The 14,826-nt window shown below is 74.8% G+C and carries 10 protein-coding genes; 4 read left to right on the forward strand and 6 right to left on the reverse strand.

The window, feature by feature from the left end; all coding sequences use genetic code 11:
• The first annotated feature begins 53 nt into the window (after positions 1 to 53).
• Positions 54 to 500, forward strand: a complete 447-nt coding sequence (locus ABTY62_RS09680) for a nitroreductase family deazaflavin-dependent oxidoreductase (protein ID WP_352129032.1) — start codon at positions 54 to 56, stop codon at positions 498 to 500.
• A gap of 7 nt (positions 501 to 507) precedes the next feature.
• Here the strand turns inward: ABTY62_RS09680 and ABTY62_RS09685 are convergent, their stop codons facing one another.
• The gene (locus tag ABTY62_RS09685) at positions 508 to 1,428 is read right to left on the reverse strand and encodes a LysR family transcriptional regulator (RefSeq protein ID WP_352128863.1); all 921 of its coding nucleotides are present in this window, start codon (positions 1,426 to 1,428) and stop codon (positions 508 to 510) included.
• 97 nt (positions 1,429 to 1,525) lie between these two features.
• Between ABTY62_RS09685 and ABTY62_RS09690 the strand changes: the two genes are divergently transcribed.
• Positions 1,526 to 2,452, forward strand: coding sequence for a PhzF family phenazine biosynthesis protein (locus tag ABTY62_RS09690; protein ID WP_352128864.1), 927 nt, complete (start codon positions 1,526 to 1,528; stop codon positions 2,450 to 2,452).
• Positions 2,453 to 2,924: 472 nt separating this feature from the next.
• On the opposite strand, the gene hemC is transcribed toward ABTY62_RS09690, so the two are convergent.
• Positions 2,925 to 3,860: a hydroxymethylbilane synthase gene (gene hemC / locus ABTY62_RS09695; RefSeq protein ID WP_352128865.1), complete on the reverse strand. Its 936-nt coding sequence runs from the start codon at positions 3,858 to 3,860 to the stop codon at positions 2,925 to 2,927.
• A 132-nt stretch (positions 3,861 to 3,992) separates the two neighbouring features.
• Between hemC and ABTY62_RS09700 the strand changes: the two genes are divergently transcribed.
• On the forward strand, positions 3,993 to 5,084 hold the full coding sequence (locus ABTY62_RS09700; protein ID WP_352128867.1) for a hypothetical protein: 1,092 nt from the start codon (positions 3,993 to 3,995) through the stop codon (positions 5,082 to 5,084).
• On the opposite strand, the gene ABTY62_RS09705 is transcribed toward ABTY62_RS09700, so the two are convergent.
• Genes ABTY62_RS09705 through ABTY62_RS09720 form a run of 4 tightly spaced genes read right to left on the reverse strand, consistent with a single transcriptional unit; the run spans position 5,053 to position 13,172 of the window.
• Complete coding sequence (locus ABTY62_RS09705; protein ID WP_352128868.1) at positions 5,053 to 9,204, reverse strand: SAV_2336 N-terminal domain-related protein; 4,152 nt, start codon at positions 9,202 to 9,204, stop codon at positions 5,053 to 5,055. The genes ABTY62_RS09700 and ABTY62_RS09705 overlap by 32 nt on opposite strands.
• A gap of 3 nt (positions 9,205 to 9,207) precedes the next feature.
• On the reverse strand, positions 9,208 to 10,176 hold the full coding sequence (locus ABTY62_RS09710) for an AAA family ATPase (protein ID WP_352128869.1): 969 nt from the start codon (positions 10,174 to 10,176) through the stop codon (positions 9,208 to 9,210).
• Positions 10,170 to 12,665: a VMAP-C domain-containing protein gene (locus tag ABTY62_RS09715; protein WP_352128870.1), complete on the reverse strand. Its 2,496-nt coding sequence runs from the start codon at positions 12,663 to 12,665 to the stop codon at positions 10,170 to 10,172. The genes ABTY62_RS09710 and ABTY62_RS09715 overlap by 7 nt, the downstream gene beginning before the upstream one ends.
• Before the next feature lie 3 nt (positions 12,666 to 12,668).
• Positions 12,669 to 13,172 (reverse strand): CU044_2847 family protein, encoded by a 504-nt coding sequence (locus ABTY62_RS09720; protein WP_352128871.1) that lies wholly within the window; start codon positions 13,170 to 13,172, stop codon positions 12,669 to 12,671.
• Positions 13,173 to 13,322: 150 nt separating this feature from the next.
• Here ABTY62_RS09720 and ABTY62_RS09725 point away from each other — a divergent pair, with 150 nt between their 5' ends.
• Entirely contained in the window at positions 13,323 to 14,795 is a 1,473-nt protein-coding gene (locus ABTY62_RS09725; RefSeq protein ID WP_352128872.1) for an AlkA N-terminal domain-containing protein, read from the forward strand.
• Positions 14,796 to 14,826 lie beyond the last annotated feature (31 nt).

The following is a 14,826-nucleotide window of genomic DNA, read 5'->3' on the forward strand; positions in this document are numbered from 1 at the left end:
CCCGGCGTTGCACCCTGAAAGTCGTGGCCGAACCGACGATGGGACAGGAAGCCATGCCTCTACAGGGTGAGTACGAGCCGAGCCCCGAGAAGTGGGTGCGCGATCAGGTCGAGCGGATCGAGAGCTCTGGTGGCACCAAGGGGATGTCGATCCGCGGGCTGCCGGTCATCCTCCTGACCACCCGGGGCGCGAAGTCAGGCAAGATCCGCAAGTCCCCGCTCATGCGGGTGGAGCACGAGGGCGCCTACGCCGCGGTCGCCTCGCTGGGCGGCTCGCCCAAGAACCCCGTCTGGTACTACAACGTCGTGGCCGACCCCCGGGTCGAGCTGCGGGACGGCACGGTGAGCCGGGACATGACGGCCCGCGAGGTCCACGGGGAGGAGAAGGCCCAGTGGTGGGCGCGCGCGGTCGAGGCGTATCCCGACTACGCCGACTACCAGACGAAGACGGACCGCGAGATCCCCGTCTTCGTGCTGGAGCCCGCGGCCGAGGAGCACTGACGGATCACTAGCCGTCTCCGTCTCCGTCTCCGTCTCCGAGGAGACGCGTCAGCTCGTCGGCGACCAGCTGGGCGGCGGGCGAGGTCCAGCGCCTGCGGTGCCGGGTGAGCTGCACCGGCACGGGCGGCACCGCGGGCCCGTCGACCCGGGCCAGCAGGCCGTCGCGCAGCTGCCGCTCCACGGTCGCCTCCGGCAGCAGCGTGAGCCCGAGCCCGGCGGCAACGCAGGCGCGGGCGGCCTCGATGCTCCCGAACCGGGTCAGCCGGGGCGGTGGGCCGGGCAGCGCGAGCAGGGAGCGCGCCAGCCGGTCGCTGTACGAGCAGCCCTCCTCGTGGACGAAGAAGCTCTCCCCGGCCAGCTCCGCCCACCCCGCCTCGCGCCCGGCCAGCCGGTGGCCGGGCGCGGCCACGTACACCAGCGGTTCGTGTGCGATGGGCCGCGTCACCAGGTCGGCCGCGTCGATCTCCGGCTCGAGGAGGAGCACCAGGTCGAGCCGGCCCGAGCGCAGCCCCTCCATGGCCGTGGCGGTGTCGGCCGTGTGCAGATGGACGTCCACACCCGGGTGGGTGCGCCGTAGCGAGGCGATCACCCGGGGCAGATGCGACGAACACAGCGACTCTCCCGCGCCGAGCGCCACCTGCCCCTCCACCGCGCCGTCCGCCCCCTCGCCGTTCCCGGCCGCCGCGGCGGCCCGCAGCCGGGCCTCGGCGTCCAGCACCCGCTCGGCCTCCTCGAGCAGCCGCCGCCCGGACGGGGTCGGCGTCGTGCCCGCGGGCAGCCGGTCGAACAGGCGCGTGCCGAGCTCCCGCTCCAGCGAGCGGATCTGGACGGTCACGGTGGACTGGGCGAGGTGCAGCTCGGTGGCCGCGGAGGTGAAGCTGCCGGTACGGGCCAGGGCCACGAAGGTGCGCAGAAGTCTGGTGTCCATCGGAACGGCATCCTACCCGGATGTATCGGGATTCTCGATGGGCCTGAGCGAAAACAATCGTTGGACGCGATGGGGGAGGCGATGACACGGTTACTCCATGACCACCGCACAGAGCACCGACAGCGCGCTCGACCACGTCCTCCGCTACTCCGCCTTCACCACCGACCCCTCCGGCGGCAACCCCGCCGGGGTGTTCCTCGACGCCGGGGCCCTCGACGACGCCGAGATGGTGGCCATCGCCGCCCACGTCGGCTACTCCGAGACCGCGTTCATCACCGCCGGGGACGAGGCCGCGCGCCGCTTCGGGCTGCGGTACTTCAGCCCCCGCGCCGAGGTGGCCTTCTGCGGCCACGCCACGATCGCCACCGCCGTCGCGCTCGCCGAGCGCATCGGCCCCGGCGAGCTGGTCTTCGACACGATGGTGGGCGAGATCCGCGTGGCGACGACCTTGGAGGGCGGGGGCGGCGGGGGCGGCGGGGACGGCGATGGCGGTACGGCATCGGCCCCGCAGGCCACCCTGACCAGCGCGCCCACGCACTCCCGCCCGGCCGACGAGGCCGTCACGGAGCAGGCGCTGAAGGCCCTGCGCTGGACCCGGGACGACCTGGACCCGGCCCTTCCGCCGCACATCGCCTTCGCGGGCAACGACCACCTCGTCCTCGCCGCCGCCACCCGCGAGCGGCTCGCCGACCTGGACTACGACTTCGACGCGCTGGAAGAGCTGATGCGGGTCCAGGGGTGGACCACCGTCCACCTGGTGTGGCGCGAGTCCGCGGACCGCTTCGACTTCCACGCCCGCGACCCGTTCCCACCCGGCGGCGTCGTCGAAGACCCGGCCACGGGCGCCGCGGCGGCCGCCTTCGGCGGCTATCTGCGGGCGCTCGGGCTGGTGTCGGAGCCGGTGCGGGTGCGGATCAGGCAGGGGGAGGACATGGGGCGCCCCAGCGATCTCGTCGTGGACATCCGGCCCGAGGAGGAGCGGGTGCGGGTGACGGGGCGCGCGGTGCGCATCCCTGAGGCGTAGCCCGGTCGACGGTGCCGCCTGCGGCGGGCTGTTCCCCTCCCCGCCCCTTCCCTCAACTGGGGCTCCGCCCCAGACCCCGAGGCCCGGGGGCGCACATCGAGGGCCTCCGCCCCGCCCCGCGGCGGCTCCGCCACCCCCGCGGGCTCTGCCCCAGACCCCGAGGCCCGGGGGCGGAGCGCCCCACGCGGTGGGGCCGCATGAGGCCCCACCGCGCAGGCCCTGGTCCCGGACTCCGGGGGTCCAAGGGCGGAGCCCCGCCGCCACCCGGGGTCTGGGGCGGAGCCCCTCACGCGGCGGAGCCGCATATCGACAGGGGCCGGGAAGGGGCGGGGAGGGGAAAAGCCGAAACGCGGTGCCGCGTGGCCCCGCCGCGCGGGGCGCTCCGGCGCCCCCGGAACTCGGGGGCTGGGGCGGAGCCCCAGTCGTGGGAAGGGGCGGGTAGGGGAAAGACCCGCCCGACACCCCTGGCCGCTCAGTGCGGGATGGTGTCGATCACCTCGCGCGCCCCCTGCCGCAGCAGCGCCACCGCCACCGACGTGCCGAGCGTCGCCGGATCCAGCGGCCCGGCCCACTCGTGCGCGTCCAGCACCGTCTTGCCGTCCGGGCTGAAGACCCGGGCGCGCAAGGAGAGCCGGCCGTCGCGCTCGGCCCTGGCGTAACCCGCGATGGGGGAGTTGCAGTGGCCCTGGAGCACATGCAGGAGCATGCGCTCCGCCGTGATCTCCTTCCAGGCGTCCGCGTCGCCGAGCCCGGAGACCGCGTCGATGGTCGCGGTGTCGTCCTCGCGGCACTGAAGCGCCAGCACCCCGGCGCCGATCGGCGGGCACATCGTCTCGACGGGCAGGATCTCGCTGATCCGGTCCGTGCGGCCGATGCGCTCGAGCCCGGACACGGCCAGCAGCAGCGCGTCGGCCTCGCCCGCGTCCAGCTTCTCCAGGCGGCGGTTGGCGTTGCCGCGCATCGGTACGCACTCCAGATGCGGGTGGGAGACGGCCAGTTGCGCGATGCGGCGCACCGACGAGGTGCCGATGCGCGCGCCCTCCGGCAGCTGATCGAGTGTCAGCCCGCCCGGGTGCACCACCGCGTCGCGGATGTCGTCCCGCTTGAGGTAGGCCGCGAAGACCGTGCCCGCGGGGAGCGGACGGTCGGCGGGCACGTCCTTGACGCAGTGCACCGCCAGATCGGCCTCGCCCGCCAGCAGCGCCGCGTCGACCTCCTTGGTGAACGCGCCCTTCCCGCCGAGCGCCGACAGGTCGCCCATCCACCGGTCGCCGGAGGTGGTGACCGGCACCACCTCGGTACGGATGCCGGGTCGCAGCTGGGCGAGTTCGGCGCGGACCCGCTCGACCTGTGCGAGGGCCATGGGGGAGGAGCGGGAGACAATGCGGATGAGGTCGGTGGACGACATGGCGTACACCATAGGCCCTCCGCAGCGCGCCCCCGGCACCGGCCGGTGGCACCCCCGTACGCTTCCCCCGTCCGGGCTGGTGAGAGCACCGGACCGGAAATCGGCGGGGGTGGGGCAAGGAACGGAGCTGCGGTGGCGGTGCGGGTACTGCTGGGCATCCTGGGCGCCGTCATCGTGCTCGGGATCTTCTCCTCGGTGCTGTGCACGCTGGTCATCCCCCGCCCCACCCGCTCCAGCTTCACCCAGATCGTCCAGCGCGTGGTGTGCCGGGCGGCCCAGCTGGTGGCCGACCGGCTGCCGAGCGCCGAGGCCCAGGACCGGGTGCTCGCGCCCGTGGCCGCGGTGGCCATCGTCGTCACGCTGATCGGCTGGCTGATCTCCTTCATGCTCGGGTACGCCCTGCTGGAGGCGGCGGTCAGCGGCTTCGGCCCCAGGACCGCGCTCACCGAGGCGGGCTCCTCCCTCTTCACGCTCGGCTTCGCCAGCAGCAGGCGCGCCACGCTGACCGCCATCGACTTCTGCGCGGCGGCCACCGGCCCGATCGTGGTCGGCCTCCAGGTCGGTTTCCTGCCCGCGCTGTACGGCGCCTACCAGCGCCGGGAGGCTGAGGTCACCCTGCTCGCGGTCCGCGCGGGAAGCCCGCCGTGGGGGCCGGAGGTCCTGGCCCGCTACGCCCAGGTCGAGCTGCTGGACAGCCTCACCGAGCTCTTCCGCAACTGGGAGCGGTGGAGCGCCGAGGTGAGCGAGAGCCACACCACCTACCCGGTCCTGATCCAGTTCCGGTCCCCCAGGCCTGACCGTAACTGGCTGATCGCACTGCTGTCCGTCATGGACGCCGCGGCCCTGCGGCTGGCCCTCAACCCGTCCCAGCCGCCCGCCGAGGCGCGGATGGCGCTGCGGGCGGGAATCGTCTGCCTGCGCGACCTCGCCGATACCCGCGGTATCGCGTACGACCACGACCCCCGCCCCGACGACCCGCTGCTGCTCGGCTACGAGGACTTCCTGTGGGGCGTGGCCCGGATGGCCGAACAGGGCTACCCGATGGAGCGCACACCCGAGGCGGCCTGGCCGCACTTCCGCGGCTGGCGCGTCAACTACGAGTCGCTGGCGTACCGCCTGGCGAAGGACATCGACGCCGTCCCGGCCCCCTGGTCCGGCCCGCGCCGCACGGCGGTGGCCATCCGCACCCCGCTCACGCCGGTGGACCGGCGTCCAGTGCAGTGAAGCCCTCGGCGAGGAGGGCGGCCAGGTCGCGGTAGCGGGCGAGGGTCCCCGAGCGCAGGGCGCCGAGGTCCAGCGGATGGCCGCTCGCCAGATGGGGGTCGAATGGGATCGCGATCATGGCGCGGCACTCGCCTTGGGGGACGAGCTCGGCGTGTTCAAGCGGGTTGAAATTGTCTGCCCCCGTGATCACGACGATGCTTCGGCGCAGCAATTCGGCGTGGCCCTGTGCGGTGATCCAGTCGAAGGTCGCCTCGACGTTGGCCGGCCTTCTGCGGCTCTCCGCCGACCAGATGATGACCAACTGATCGGCGAGGTCCAGGACTCCGGGCAACGTGATCTCCCCGGTGCCGGGGCTCGCCACCGCGTGAGTGAGCGCGAGCGGGTACCGCTCGCTGAGCGCGTTCATGATGCGCCGGTAGTCCTGGTCGCCGATGGGGCGGTCAGGCGGAGCGAGGTTGGCCAGGACTTCCAGCCCATCGGGGGTCCGCGAGGTGAACCGGCGCATGTCCGAGCGAGCGAGCGCGGCGGGCAGCAGAGTGGCCAGCTCGCGCGGCCCCGCGTCGGTCTCGCGGTGTGATCGGTGGATCAGCCAGCCCGTATCCGGACTGACATCGACGGCGATGACGGGATCCGGCCGTGCGGAGGCGAAGACCGCGCCAAGCGCCGCAACGGCCCTGGCCGCCTCGGTGCCTCGGCTGAGACCGAGCGCTGCGATGCGGTGGAACAGCAACAGGGGCGCGCGGATGAGCCGGTGCTTGAGCGCTTGTTCGCTGTCGTCCGGTCGGGCACCTTGGTCGGCCGTACGCACAACCACCTGGGAGAAGACCCCCGCGATCTCGCCCGCCGTCGGCCGGTCCCGGCGCGAGTTGAACAAGCAGGAGCTGACCATCGTCCGCAGGGGCTCCCAGGCCGCGCCCTCCCAGCGGGATCCGGCCCAGTCGACGCTCTTGCTCGCGTAGGTCCCGGACGGAGCGCCGATGTTCTGCGGGAGGGGGCTGATCCAACGCTCCTCGCGGGTGGTCGGCCGACCACCGCCCAGGGCCAGCAGGATCTCGCCGAGCGCGAAGACGTCGTCCGCGGGGGTGAGACGCCTGATGAGGCGCCGGTACGCCCGGTCGATGACGGCGGTCTGCCAACCGATCAGCCTCACCGTGCCGTCGGCGACGAGGACCTTGTCCGTCGTCAGATGGCCGTGCACCATTCCCTTGGCCGAGCAGAATGCTACCGCCTCGGCCAACTGCATACCGAGGATGGCCGCCCCCCGCGCATCCCAGCCGTCCGCCGTGCCGTCGGAGAGCAGGGCGGTCAGGGTGCGGGCCGGGGAGCCGTCGGAGGCGAGGATCTGCTCCTCGGCGATCCACGGGGGTTGGCCTTCGAGGTCCTGCCCCAGCAGCCTCGGCGCGTAGCGGCCCGCCATCCGGCGGAGCGCTTCCGCTTCCGTGCTCAGCCCGGAGAACGCGCCCCGCCGCCGGGACTCCTGGTCCACGGTGCGCAGCACGGCGGGCTCCCCGTTGGGCCCGCGCCCCAGATACGTGGTCGCTCCGTCCGAGGTGCGGATGTGGCACTCCAGGGTGCACGGGCCGAGCCGGCGCGGGTCGCGGTCCGTCAGGGGGGTCCAGCCGTGGGCCCGCTGTTCCCTGGTGAGCCCCGGGGCGGACCCCTCGAAGGCCTCCCCCACCTCCCGCGCCGTCGGCCGGTCGCGCGGATCGGGCGCCAGACCGGCCAGCACCACATGGCGCACCGACCGCCAGGGGCCGCGCCAGTGCGACAGGTCGTACATCACCTCCGAGCCGCCGAACCGGGCCCCGCCGCCGAGGTTCAGCAGGATCTGGGCGAGCTCGAGGACGTTGTCCTGGGGGGTCGGCACCAGGACCGGGTTGGCCGGTGACGGGACGCCGTCGATGCAGGCCGCGGCCCAGGCGGTCAGGAAGAGCCCGTCGTCGGAGACATAGACGGTGGCCTGCCGCAGGTCCCCGTGCGCCATGCCCTCCGCGGCGCACACCCGCACCGCGTCCGCGAGTTGCCGGGCGATCGCGAAGGCCCGGTCTCCGTCGCCGCGCAACGGGATCTCGCTCAGCCGCTCCGCGGTGAAGGGCTCTTCCGCGATCCATGGCGTCGCGCAGTCCAGGTCCTGCCGCAGCAGCCTCGCCGCGTACCGGCCGTCCATCCGGCGCAGCGCCTCCGCCTGCACGCGGAGCAGGTCGGCCGCCTGCGGCCCGTTCGCCGCGAGCGCGGTGTGGATGACGACCTGTTCGCCGTACGCGTCCTCGTCCCCGATGTAGGTGGTGACGCGGAACCCCGACGGGTCGGTCATCCGCAGCGTGTAAGGACCGATGGTGCGCGGGTCCTCCGGCCCCAGCGGACGCCAGCGGTGCGCCGGCAGTGACACTGCCCGCGCGACCGGCGACGCGCCCAGCCGGGCCGCCAGCCCCTGCCCCACCGTGCCGAACGGCCGGGCTTCCGCCCGGAGGCGGTCGGTGCCGGAGGGGTGGGCCAGCCAGGCCGGGAAGTCCGGTGAGTTGCCCGCGAGTTCCTTCAGGCGGGCCTCGATCAGCCCGCGCGTCTCGTCGAGTTCGGGCAGCGGCACCGCGCCCAGCAGCGCGCGCCGGACGGTGTCCGTGAAGGTGAAGGGGCGGTGCTGCGGCGGAAACGGGCCCGGGCCCGCCGAGGACGGGGGCTCGGCCGGGCGCATCAGCCCGCCGAGGAAGACCTCGGCCAGATGTCCGGTGTCCGCCCGCCACTCCACCGCCTCCTGCACCAGCCGCATCACGGGCACCGGCAGTGGAGCGACCGCGGCCAGGTGGGCCGCCAGGCGGTACGCCTCCGGCGAGGCCGCCTCCCGGTAGCGCAGGAGACGGCTCAGGTCGTCCCCGGGACTGGCAGGGCCGGACGGCGCGACGGCCGGGCGGCGCGGGCGCGGCGGGGCCAGCAGCGGGAGTACGGCCGTGCCGCTCGCGGAGGCGATCAGCCGGGCCCAGTCGGCCAGCGGCCCGGCGTCCGGCTCCAGGACGGGCACCGGGACGCTGTCGAAGCGCGCGAGCTCCGGGGGCAGGACGGGGTCGGTGACCGTCCAGTCCGCGCCCGGCGAGCCGGGCCTGCGGGTGCGCACCTGCCAGCGCTGCGCGCGGATCCCGGTCCCCTCCCACAGGCGCGGCGGCAGGGCGTGCATCACGGCCGTCGGCCCGTGGCCCGCCCAGCGCTCCAGTACGGCGGTCATCCGGCCGTCCCGCCATGCCGCGCCCACCCCGTCGCTCAGCACCAGCACCAGCGTGTGCCCCGACGGGTCGGACACCGCCGTGACGGGGAGGACGGGCGCCTCGGGGACGTACGGCTTGGCGCGCAGCACGGGCGCGTCCCCGCCCCGCGTGTGCAGGCCCAGGACCCGTACGACGCGGAAGGCGCCCGCGCGCTGGAGCAGGGTACGCAGCTCGACCGCCAGCCGCCGCCACAGCAGCATCGACATCCCGTCGTCGACGACGAGCGCCAGATCCAGCCAGCGCTCGCGGGCCGGGCGGGTGACCACGTCCGGCAGGCCGGTCTCGGCGAGCGCCGTCGCGGTGGCGACCTCGTCCACCTCCCGCTTCAGCGGGTTGGGCCGGTGCTGCTTGAGCGGGCGCAGCGCCCGCCCGATGGGCAGCTCGGCGCGCAGCGCCTTGGCCTCCGGCACGCGCAGCGGCAGCGCGCGGCGCGCGGTGGGCGGTGGGGGAGCGCCTGGGGCGGGGGACGCCTCGATCGCGCCGTACAGACCGCTCGTGCCGTCGGCCGGCCCGCTCTGCCGTGACGGCGTCTGCTGTGGCGGCGCCTGTTGTGACGGCGTCTGTTGTGGCGGCGTCTGCTGTGACGTCGGCGAGGGCACGGTGGGAGCGCTCTGCCGTGGCGGGGGCGGGGCGGCGGGGCCCGGCGGCGGGGTGGTGGGGACGGCCCCGGCGGCCGTACGGGCGCGCTCAAGCGGCGCCCCCGCTGCCCCGGCCGCCCCCGCGGGCAGCCGCGTGGCCAGCCAGAGCGCGTCGAGCAGCTGCTCCTGGGACAGTTCCGCCCCGCTGTCCGCGAGGATCGCGAGCGCGTCATCCAGCTGCCCGAGCGCCTCCGGCCGCCGCCCGGCCCGTCCCCTCCCCGCCACGGGTCACACCACCCCGCCCAGCCGGTGCAGCACCGCGTCCAGCAGCCCGTCCGCCGACAGGTCCACGCCGCTCGCGCGCAGGAACACGGCGTTCAGGAGCTGGTCGGTGGCCAGTTGGCGGGCGGAGCGGCGGCGCAGGAAGGCCTCCAGCAGGCGGTCCACGTCGTCCAGCGCGTCCTCGCCCAGATGCGCGGTGACGATCTCCCGCAGCCTGGCCTCGTCGGGGGTGGGCAGCTCCAGGCGTACGCAGCGGCGCAGGAAGGCGGGCGGGAAGTCCCGCTCGCCGTTGCTGGTGATCACGACGACGGGGAACTCCTGGCAGCGCAGCCGCCCCCGCCGTACCGTGGCCCGCTCCTCCGCGCGCTCGGTGAGCACATCGACCACCGACTGCTCCTCGGGCAGCCGGGCCAGCTCGGGGATCTCGAACTCGCCCTCCTCGAAGACCGTCAGCAGGTCGTTCGGCAGATCCACATCGCCCTTGTCGAGCTCGTCCACCAGCAGCACGCGGGGCCGCGGGCCGGGCACCAGAGCCGTGCCGAGCGGCCCGAGCCGCACGAAGCTGCCCAGGGGAGGCTCGGCGTCGCCGCGGTCGCGGCTGAGCGCGGTCTCCCGCAGCCGCCCGATCGCGTCGTAGCGGTAGAGGGCGTCCTGCACGGTGGAGCGGCTGTTGACCGGCCAGTGCAGGACCTCGCCCAGGTCGAGCTCGTGGGCGATGGCGCGCGCCAGCGAGGACTTGCCCGTACCCGGGTGGCCGGTGACGAGCAGCGGGCGGCGCAGATGCAGCGCGGCGTTCACCACGTCAGCGTGTTCCGGCGAGATGAGGTACGGCCGGGCGGGGGCGGGGCCCTCGGCCGGACCGCCGTCCGGCGCGACGGGGCCGAAGGTGCGCCAGGGCGGGGCGGGCGGCATCTCGACCGGGCGCTGTCGGCCGTCTCCGTGGAACAGCCGCCAGTCGTCGTACGTGGTCACCATGCGAAATCCTCCGGGTCGGAGTCGGTCGGGTCTGCCAGCTCCAGCACGGGCAGCGGCCGGCCGGCGTTCGGCGGGGGCCCGTCGGCGTCGGGCGGCGGTGGCTCGGGGTCCACGGACAGCCATGGGTCCACCACCAGTTCGTCGGCCGGGCCGTCCGACCACACATCGTGCGACGGTGGCCCAGCTGCTCCCGGTGGCGGCGGCTCGGCGGGACTCTCCGCTTCCGTCGGGAGATACGTCGACTCCGGTTCGAGACGCACCCACGTAGGCCGGGGGCGAGGACGTCCCGGCTTGACAACCTCCATGGCGCGCGTGTCGGTAGCCATGTGCGACAGGGTCCCGCCCACCTCCAGCCCCTCGGGCTCCTCCTCCGGCACCGGCCGCCCCGCGCCGTCCGGCGGCAGCAGGGCGGGGTCGGCCCACGCCAGCACCGGGCGGCCGGGGCAGGTCAAGGGGCGCTGAAGCGCCATGGCCCGGTAGATCCGCACCTGTTCCGGCAAGTGCCCGCGCGGGTCGGTGAAGTGGCCGAGGGCGGGGGAGCCGGGCTTGTCGCCGCGGTCCCACAGCACCACCGGCACACCCGCGGCCAGACACGTCTGCACGGCGGCGGAACGGCGCTGCCCGGACGCCACGATGTTCGCCCGCCCCGCGAACCGCCGCTCCATCAGCAGCCCGTACAGGGCCCGCGGGCTCTCGGCCGCCTCGTCGTCGATGTGCAGGGGCTCCTCGCTGTCCAGCCGCCGCCACCGCTCCCGCCAGTCGGACAGGATCCCGTCGCCGCCCCGCTCGCGCAGCTCGGGGCAGTTGACGACCACCGGGTACTCCGCGCCGAGCACCCGCGGCAGCGGCTGGTCCGGGTCCTCCCAGTCGTCGAGGGGCAGCTCCAGCGAGTCGCGGTCCACGACCAGTTCGACGACCGGGAGCACACTGTCGTCCGCCCGGCGCAGCGGTCCGACGACCGCCAGGATCTCCCGGGCCACTTCGCCCGAGGTACGCGGCCGCTGGTCCTGCTCCGAGACCGGCTGCGGGCCGGATCCGTCGTCGCACCACAGCCGCATGCGATAGCGCTCGGTGCCGTCTTCGCGGGCGCCGTCTTCGCGGGTGGGCAGCGCGCGCAGTTCGACCAGCACGCGCGGCGGGTTCAGCCGCCACCTCCTCGCCCAGTCCGCGGCGTCCCTGCGGCGGTCCAACAGAGCCGTCTCGGATACGCCGAGCCGCTCGGCGACCCGGTCGCACCACTGCTCCAGCGCCGTGCTCCCTCCACCGGCCCGGGAGCAGGCCGCCGCCACGTACTCGACGGCACGCAGCAGCCTCGGCACGGCCACACCGCCGTACGGGGCCGACGCGATGTCGCCGTGCAGTGTCTCCAGGTGTTCGACGAGCGCGGCGTGGCTCCCGCCGCCGCTGAACAGCGCTGCCGGCAAGGCGGCCAGCGGCAGCGCGGCCCGTACGGCGGCGGGGATGCGGGCCGCTGCGGGCGCGGGCAGCGTGTCAATGTGCTCGACCAGCCGTTTGTACTCATGGGGCGAGAGCAGCCGAGCCAGCCCGTGTCGGCCTGCCACGGCCAGCAGTTGGTCCGCCAGCTCATGGGCGGTGCGGCGCGCCGCCTCCACCAGGGCGGGCAGCGCCCGCTCATGGGTGAGCAGCAGTCGGGCGAACTCCTCGGCCGACGGCGCCCCGTCCGCGCGGTGGCCGAGGCCGCACTGGCGGGCGACGGCCCGCCCGCAGCGCGCCCAGCCATCGACCGCGGGCAGCGGTCCGTCCAGCAGGGTGACCAGCTCCCAGTAGGCGGGGTGATCGCGCACGCCGTCCTCGGGACCGGCGGCGAGATGGGCCAGCCCCCTGTCGTCCAGCTCCCGCCGGACGCGCTGCCAGGGGATGCCCCAGGCGCGGCGCACGGCACCCCCACGAATATCCAGCTTCGCGGTGACGAGCCCGACGACGGCGCTCTCGTCGTTCGTCCACAGCGGGCCGCCGCTGTAGGACTCCTCGATGTCGAGGGAGCGGTCGCCCCCGTCGAAGTAGCCGAATCGCCCGTCGCAGTTGGTCACCTCGGCGTCGGCGAAGACGCCCGGCTCTCCGCTGCCGTGCCAGGCGCGGACCCGCTGCTCCTTGACCATGGGGTGCCAGGACGGCGGCTGGAACGCGGGCGGCAGCGCCCCGGTCAGGCGCAGCACCGCGAGATCGCCGTTCCATTCGTAGCCGCCGAGCCCGCCGTCGTCCGTCCGCGGCGGGATCCAGGCCGTCAGCTCCGCCTCGCGCTCGACGGTGACCTCCCGGGCGATGATCCGCACCCGCACCGTGACCGGGCCCGGGTGGTCGGAGGCCAGCGGATCGGGCCTGCCCAGGGCGCTGTTGACGACATGCGCGCAGGTCAGCAGGTGCCGGCCGGGGAGCAGCACTCCGGAGCCGGCCGGTTCGCCGTCGGCCTCGGCCAGGACGGAGACCGCGGGCCGCGAGGAGGGCCCGCGGGTGTGGAACCACCCCATGGCTCAGGCGGCGGGGCCGGAGCCGTTGCCCGGCCCGGCGGCAGCGACCTGGCTCTGGCCGCTGGTCCCCTGGCCGCCGGTACCCTGGCCGTCCCCCTGACCGCCATCCGAACCGGACAGCTGCCAGGTGGCCGAAACGGTCAGGCTGGCCTGCCCGTTGGCGCCCACGATGCCCAGCTTGAGGTCCTGCCCCACCTGCACACCGAACTGCACATTGATCTCATGGGGCGGGTTCGGCGCGGCGGACACCGCGTCGTGCACCTCCTGGAGCAGGGGGCCCAGCGGCCGCAGCACCGTACGCAGCCCCTCGGCGGCCAGCGCCGCCGCGGCCCGCGACCCGCGCCCCACCGGGGTCACCCCGCCCACGCCGCCGATCCCGCCCGGTCTGCCGGGCCGCGAGCCCCCCGCTTCGCCGCCGGGTCCGCCGCTTGGGGCCGTGCCCACGGGGGCCAGCTCCAGGCGTACGGAGGTGTCATCGGCAAGCACTATCTCGGCGTAGTCCGTCACCCTCCCATGATGCCGATCACAGCGCCGCTGGTCTGCCCTTTCACCCCAATGCGCCGTAGCTCGGCAAGGCGGGCTAACCCGAAGGGCAGCTCCGACCTCGATGTCGGATTCTCGCGAGCCTCGCCCCTCCCGATGTCCGATGCTGGAGCCATGCATACCGACACCGACCGGTGCCTGCGCGCCGCGCAGGCCAAGGACGAGCGCTTCGACGGCTGGTTCTTCGTGGCGGTCGTCACCACCCGCATCTACTGCCGCCCCAGCTGCCCGGTCGTCGGCCCCAAGCCCGAGAACATGCGCTTCTACCCGAGCGCGGCGGCCGCCCAGCAAGCCGGTTTCCGGGCCTGCAAGCGCTGCCGCCCCGACGCCAGCCCCGGCTCGCCGCAGTGGAACGAGCGCGCCGACCTGGTCGCCCGCGCCATGCGGCTGGTCGCCGACGGGGTCGTCGACCGCGAGGGGGTGCCCGGCCTCGCCGCCCGCCTCGGCTACAGCACGCGCCAGGTCGAGCGGCAGCTGCGCGCCGAGCTCGGCGCGGGCCCGCTGGCCCTGGCCCGGGCGCAGCGCGCGCAGACCGCGCGGCTGCTGATCGAGACCAGCGGGCTGCCGATGGCGGACATCGCCTTCGCGGCCGGGTTCGCCAGCATCCGGGCCTTCAACGACACCGTCCGCGAGGTCTTCGCGCTCTCGCCCACCGAGCTGCGCCAGCGGGCCAAGCGCGGCGGGCGGCCCGCGGCGCCGGGCGCGCTGACCCTGCGGCTGCCCTTCCGGGCACCCCTGTGCCCGGACAACCTCTTCGGCCACCTGGTCGCCACCGCCGTGCCCGGGGTGGAGGAGTGGCGCGGCGGCGCGTACCGCCGCACGCTGCGCCTGCCGTACGGGCACGGGGTCGTGGCGCTGCGCCCGGAGCCGGACCACATCGCCTGCCAGCTGTCCCTCACCGACATGCGCGACCTGGCCGGGGCGATCAGCAGATGCCGGCGGCTGCTGGACCTGGACGCCGACCCCACCGCGGTCGACGAGCTGCTGCGCACCGACCCCGACCTCGCCCCGCTGGTCGACAAGGCACCGGGGCGGCGGGTGCCGCGCGCGGTGGACGCCGACGAGTTCGCGGTGCGCGCGGTGATCGGACAGCAGGTGTCCACGGCGGCAGCCCGTACGCACGCGGCCCGGCTGGTGACCGCGCACGGCGAGCGGATCGAGGACCCGTCGGGCGGGCTGACCCACCTCTTCCCGACCGCGCAGGCCCTGGCCGGCCTGGACCCCGAGGCGCTGGCCATGCCGCGCACCCGCCGCGCCACGCTGATCGGGCTGATCGACGCGCTCGCCTCGGGCCGGGTCGTCCTCGGCGTCGGCAGCGACTGGGACGAGGCGCGGGCGCGCCTCACCGAGCTGCCCGGGATCGGGCCGTGGACCGTCGAGGTCATCGCGATGCGCGCGCTCGGCGACCCGGACGCGTTTCTGCCGACCGACCTCGGGGTGCGGCGCGCCGCCGCCGGGCTGGGGCTGCCCGCCACGCCGGGGGCGCTGACCCGGTACGCGGCGCGGTGGCGGCCCTGGCGCGCGTACGCCGTGCAGTACCTGTGGGCCACCGACGACCACCCCATCAACTACATGCCCGAACCGTAGGAAACCCGGAACCCTAAGCAACTCGGAACCG

The organism is Streptomyces sp. NPDC097640 (assembly GCF_040302705.1).
In the GTDB taxonomy this organism is placed as follows: Bacteria; Actinomycetota; Actinomycetes; order Streptomycetales; family Streptomycetaceae; genus Streptomyces.